Source organism: Micromonospora sp. NPDC047753 (genome assembly GCF_040642735.1).
Lineage (GTDB): Bacteria > Actinomycetota > Actinomycetes > Mycobacteriales > Micromonosporaceae > Micromonospora.
In genome coordinates this window covers 1-4,573 of the sequence record NZ_JBEYSL010000520.1, presented here as the reverse complement: position 1 = coordinate 4,573, position 4,573 = coordinate 1, and the positions used below count along the sequence as shown (strand labels likewise).

Genomic DNA, 4,573 nt, shown 5'->3' with positions numbered 1-4,573 from the left:
CGGCGGTCCGGAGCTGGCGGTCTCCGGCCGACGACCGCGCACACCTGCCCTCGTCGGGCATCCTCTTCTCCGGTCGGGTCGATCTACAAGCACGTCAGCCACGACTGGGCCGACCCGCTCGAGGTCGTGCACATGAAGGGCGAGGGCACCTTCGAGTACGAGGCGCTGCTCTTCCTGCCCAGCCACGCCCCACTGGACCTGTTCTCCCCGCAGGGCCGCCGGGGCGTCCAGCTCTACGTCAAGCGCGTCTTCATCATGGACGACTGCGAGGCGCTGGTCCCGACCTACCTTCGCTTCGTCAAGGGCGTGGTCGACGCGCACGACCTGTCGTTGAACATCTCCCGGGAGATCCTCCAGCAGGACCGGCAGATCCAGATCGTCCGCCGCCGGCTGGTCAAGAAGGTCCTCGCCACGGTCAAGGACCTCAAGGCCAACCACACCGAGCGCTACCGCACCTTCTGGACCGAGTTCGGCGCCGTGGTCAAGGAAGGGCTGATCGACGACACCGACAACCGGGACACCCTGCTGGACATCCTGTCGGTGAACTCCACCAACGACCCGGACGAGCCAACCGACCTGGCCGGCTACGTGTCGCGGATGAAGGACGGCCAGACCGACATCTGGTACGCCACCGGCGAGTCCCGGGCCGCCATCGAGAACTCTCCGCACCTGGAGGCGTTCCGGGCCAAGGGGCACGAGGTGCTGCTCCTCACCGACCAGGTCGACGAGGTGTGGGTCGAGCGGGTCGGCACGTACGACGGGCGCCCACTGCGCTCGATCGCCAAGGGCGAGATCGACCTGGACACCGACGAGGAGAAGCAGCAGGCCGAGGCCGAGCGCGAGCAGCAGCGACAGGAGTTCGCCGGGCTGCTCGACTGGCTGGGGACCACCCTCACCGACAGCGTCCGGGAGGTCCGCCTGTCGTCGCGGCTGACCACCTCACCGGCCTGCGTCGTCGGCGACGCCCACGACCTCACCCCGACCCTGGAGAAGATGTACCGGGCGATGGGGCACGAGATCCCCAGCACCAAGCGGATCCTGGAGATCAACCCCGGTCACCCGCTGGTGTCCGGGCTGCGTAAGGCCCACGAGCAGGGCAGCGACACCGCCGCCCTGACCGAGACCGCCGAGCTGCTCTACGGCCTGGCGGTGCTCGCCGAGGGCGGTGAGCTGACCGACCCGGCCCGCTTCACCCGGACGCTCGCCGACCGGCTGGCCCGCACCCTGTAACTGGAATACCCCCGGCCGGCGGCCCGCCCGAGCAGCGGGCCCGCCGGCCGGCCCCGTCACTGACCGGGAATCACCAGGCCCGACTCGTAGGCGATCATCACCGCCTGAGCGCGATCGCGCAGGTGCAGTTTGGTGAGCAGGTTGCCGACATGCGTCTTCACCGTGTGCTCGCTGAGGTGGTGGTGGGCGGCGATCTCGGCGTTGGACAGACCAGCCGCGATCAGGCGCAGCACGTCCGTCTCCCGGGCGGTCAGAGCGGTCACCGCGGCGGCCCGGGCCGGGTCCGGATGGCCGCGCCGGTGCAGTTCGCCGATCACCCGGGCGGTCACGGCGGGAGCGAGCAGCGCGTCCCCGGCCGCGACCACACGGACCGCGTTCACCAGGTCGGCTCGGGGAGCGTCCTTGAGCAGGAAGCCGCTGGCCCCGGCCCGCAGGGCCGCGTACAGGTAGTCATCGCTGTCGAACATGGTCAGGGCGAGGACCCGGCTCGGGGTGAGCGCGCAGACCTGGCGGGTCGCGGCGACACCGTCGAGGACGGGCATTCGCATGTCCATCAGGACGACGTCGGGACGGTGTTCGCGGGCGGCCCACACGGCCGCCGCGCCGTCGGCGGCCTCGGCGACCACCTCGATGTCCGGCTCGACGCCGAGGATGGTGGCGAACCCCGCCCGGAACAGATCCTGGTCATCGGCGAGCACGACCCGCACCATCAGACCACCGCCGGTGCCGGCAGCGGCAGTGTGGCGGTCACCGTGAAGCCGTGACCGTCGGAGGCCGGGCCGGCGCGCAGAGTGCCGCCGCAGGCGTGGGCGCGCTCGCGCATGCCGACGATCCCGTACCCGGGCCGGCTGCTCTCGGACGCCTGGTGGCCGCAGCCGTCATCGGTGACCGACACCATCAGCGAGTTCGCCGCGTGGTCCAGTCGCACGCGCACCGATCGGGCCCCGGCATGCCGCACCACGTTGGTGAGGGACTCCTGCACGATCCGGTAGGCGGCCACCCCGACGTCCGGGGGCGGTGGCGCGACGGCACCTCCGGACGGCGAGACGGTGAGCACCGCGTCGAGGCCGGCGGCACGGACCCGCTCGACGAGGACGGGAAGATGGTCCAGACCCGGCTGGTCGAGTGGTTCGTCGGCGGGTTCGTACAGGCTGCCGACCGCGCGGCGGAGCTGAACGACCGCGTCCCTGCCGGTGGCGGCGATCGTGGCGAACGTGGCATCGGCGCGATCCGGTTGGTGGCGGACCAGCAGCGGACCCGCCTCCGCCTGGACGATCATGACACCGACCGCGTGGGTCAGGATGTCGTGCAGGTCGCGGGCGATGCGGGTGCGCTCGCGCAGCACCGCCGCCGTACGTTCACCGGCGACGCGACGATCACGTTCGGCGAGGGCCGCGGCCTGGGCCCGGCGGGCCCGGGTGCTGGTGCCCAACGCGTACGCGAAGAGGTAGGCGACCGACAGGTAACGCAGCACCTCCACGTCCGGGCGGGGGTAGAGCAGCGAGACCAGCAGGCCGGCGGCGGTGAGCGCGACGCCGAGCAGGCGGATCGGCAGGGAGGCGCGCGCCGCGAACGTGTAGAGGCAGACCAGCGGTCCGACCGGCAGCAGTGGGGGAGCGCCGAGCGAGGCGGAGACGGTCGTGGCGACGCCCACGACGAGGGCGACCCAAAGCAACGCCCGGTCCCGCCACAGCACCGGCACCGACGACGCGACCGCGAGCGGAAGCACCCACCAGGCACGTGGCCCGCCGAGCAGGGCGGGCAGCACCGTCGCGGCGACGGCGGCCACGGTGACGGCGAGATTGACGTACCGCTTCACGTCCGCAGTATCGTCCGACCCGGCGCGCCGACGCCTCCCTCCACGGGACCAGATCGATCCCGGCTCACCGGGCGATCCGTCCCGGCCGCCCGCGCCACACGCTCGACACATGATGACGATCCTCGCCACGCTCCTCAGTGGCCTGCTCTGGTTCGGTGGCACCGGGTTGCACCCTGTCCCCGCGCTGACCTGGCTCGCCCCGCTCCCGCTGATCCTCGCCTCGACGCGGGTACGCCCGCGGACCGCGCTGTGCGCGACCGCCCTCGCCTGGTCGATCGGTCAGTGCGGCGTGCTCGGCTACTACCTCGGCACCCTGCGACTACCGGTCCCCGTGGTCGCCGGTGTGGTCCTGCTCGGCATCGGTCTGGCGACCGGAACGGTCCTGCTCGCCCGCGCACTGCTGCTGCGCGGACGAACCGTCCTCGCCGTCCTCGCGGTGCCCTCGCTCTGGGTGCTGGGGGAGTACGCCGCGTCCCGCTTGCTGCCGCACGGCGCCTGGTGGAGCCTCGCCTACACCCAGGCCGACGTCCGCCCGGTCATCCAGCTGACCGCGCTCACCGGAGTCTGGGGCGTCACCTACCTGCTGCTCGCCGTCCCTGTCGCCCTCGCCGCCCTGCGCGCGAGCACACGCCCCGCCCTGACCTGCCTGCTCGTCCTCCTGCTCGGCGCCGGCGGATGGTCGGCCTGGTCGCTGAGCCGTTCCCCCGACCCGGCCGAGCGGGTGACCGTCGGCCTGGTGGCCCTGCGGCAACCCGAGGACGGGCTCCCGATCGACGAGCCGCCCGGCCGTGACCTGCTCACCCGTTACGCCGCACGGGTCGAAGGTCTGGTTGCCCGTGGGGCACGGATCGTCGTGCTGCCGGAGAAGGTGTTCGCCGTGTCGGACACGACCATGCCCGTGCTCGTGGCCGCGCTCCGCCAGGCCGACGCTCAGGTCGTCGTCGGCGCGGTGCGGCAACGGGCCGGCAGGGCGAGCAACGTCGCGCTGGTGCTCGAACCGGGTGGGACCGTCGCGACCTACGAGAAGCAGCATCTCATCCCGGGCCTGGAAGACTGGCTGACGCCGGGTGACGGCGAGGTGGTCGTCGAGGGGCGGTTCGGCGTCGCGATCTGCAAGGACCTCGACTATCCCGGCCTGGTCCGGCGGTATCGGGCGCAGGGCGCCTCGGTGCTGCTCGTTCCCGCCCTGGACTTCACCTCCGATGGCTGGCTGCACGGTCGGATGGCACTGGTCCGGGGCGTGGAGAACGGCCTCGTCGTGGTGCGGGCCGCGGCGTTCGGCCGTCCGACGGTCACCGACCCCGGCGGCAGGATGCTGGGTGAGACCACCGCCGGTGACGCTGAGCTGTTGGTCAGCGCCGCGCCGACGGCAGGGTGGCGCACTGTCTATTCGCGTACGGGAGACTGGTTTCCGTTCCTGTCAGTGATCCTGCTGGTCGTCGCTGTCGTCGGGAGCCGCCGGCCGGTCACAGCCGGTCGGCGTCCGTGAGCCGACGACGGATGCGCTCCGCGTCCGGGTGCCCG

The 4,573-nt window shown here is 72.1% G+C and carries 4 protein-coding genes; 2 read left to right on the top strand and 2 right to left on the bottom strand.

Features of this window, described 5'->3' with window-relative positions; genetic code table 11:
• The coding region (gene htpG / locus ABZ749_RS29950; protein ID WP_357233665.1) for a molecular chaperone HtpG at positions 1-1,230 on the top strand (1,230 nt) is incomplete at its 5' end.
• Positions 1,231-1,286: 56 nt separating this feature from the next.
• Here htpG and ABZ749_RS29945 read toward each other — a convergent pair.
• Together ABZ749_RS29945 and ABZ749_RS29940 are read right to left on the bottom strand one after the other, a co-directional pair.
• Positions 1,287-1,940, bottom strand: coding sequence for a response regulator transcription factor (locus ABZ749_RS29945; RefSeq protein ID WP_357233662.1), 654 nt, complete (start codon positions 1,938-1,940; stop codon positions 1,287-1,289).
• Complete coding sequence (locus ABZ749_RS29940) at positions 1,940-3,049, bottom strand: sensor histidine kinase (protein ID WP_357233660.1); 1,110 nt, start codon at positions 3,047-3,049, stop codon at positions 1,940-1,942. The genes ABZ749_RS29945 and ABZ749_RS29940 overlap by 1 nt, the downstream gene beginning before the upstream one ends.
• Before the next feature lie 109 nt (positions 3,050-3,158).
• On the opposite strand from ABZ749_RS29940, the gene ABZ749_RS29935 reads away from it, so the two are divergent.
• On the top strand, positions 3,159-4,538 hold the full coding sequence (locus ABZ749_RS29935; protein WP_357233658.1) for a nitrilase-related carbon-nitrogen hydrolase: 1,380 nt from the start codon (positions 3,159-3,161) through the stop codon (positions 4,536-4,538).
• The last annotated feature ends 35 nt before the right edge of the window (positions 4,539-4,573 follow it).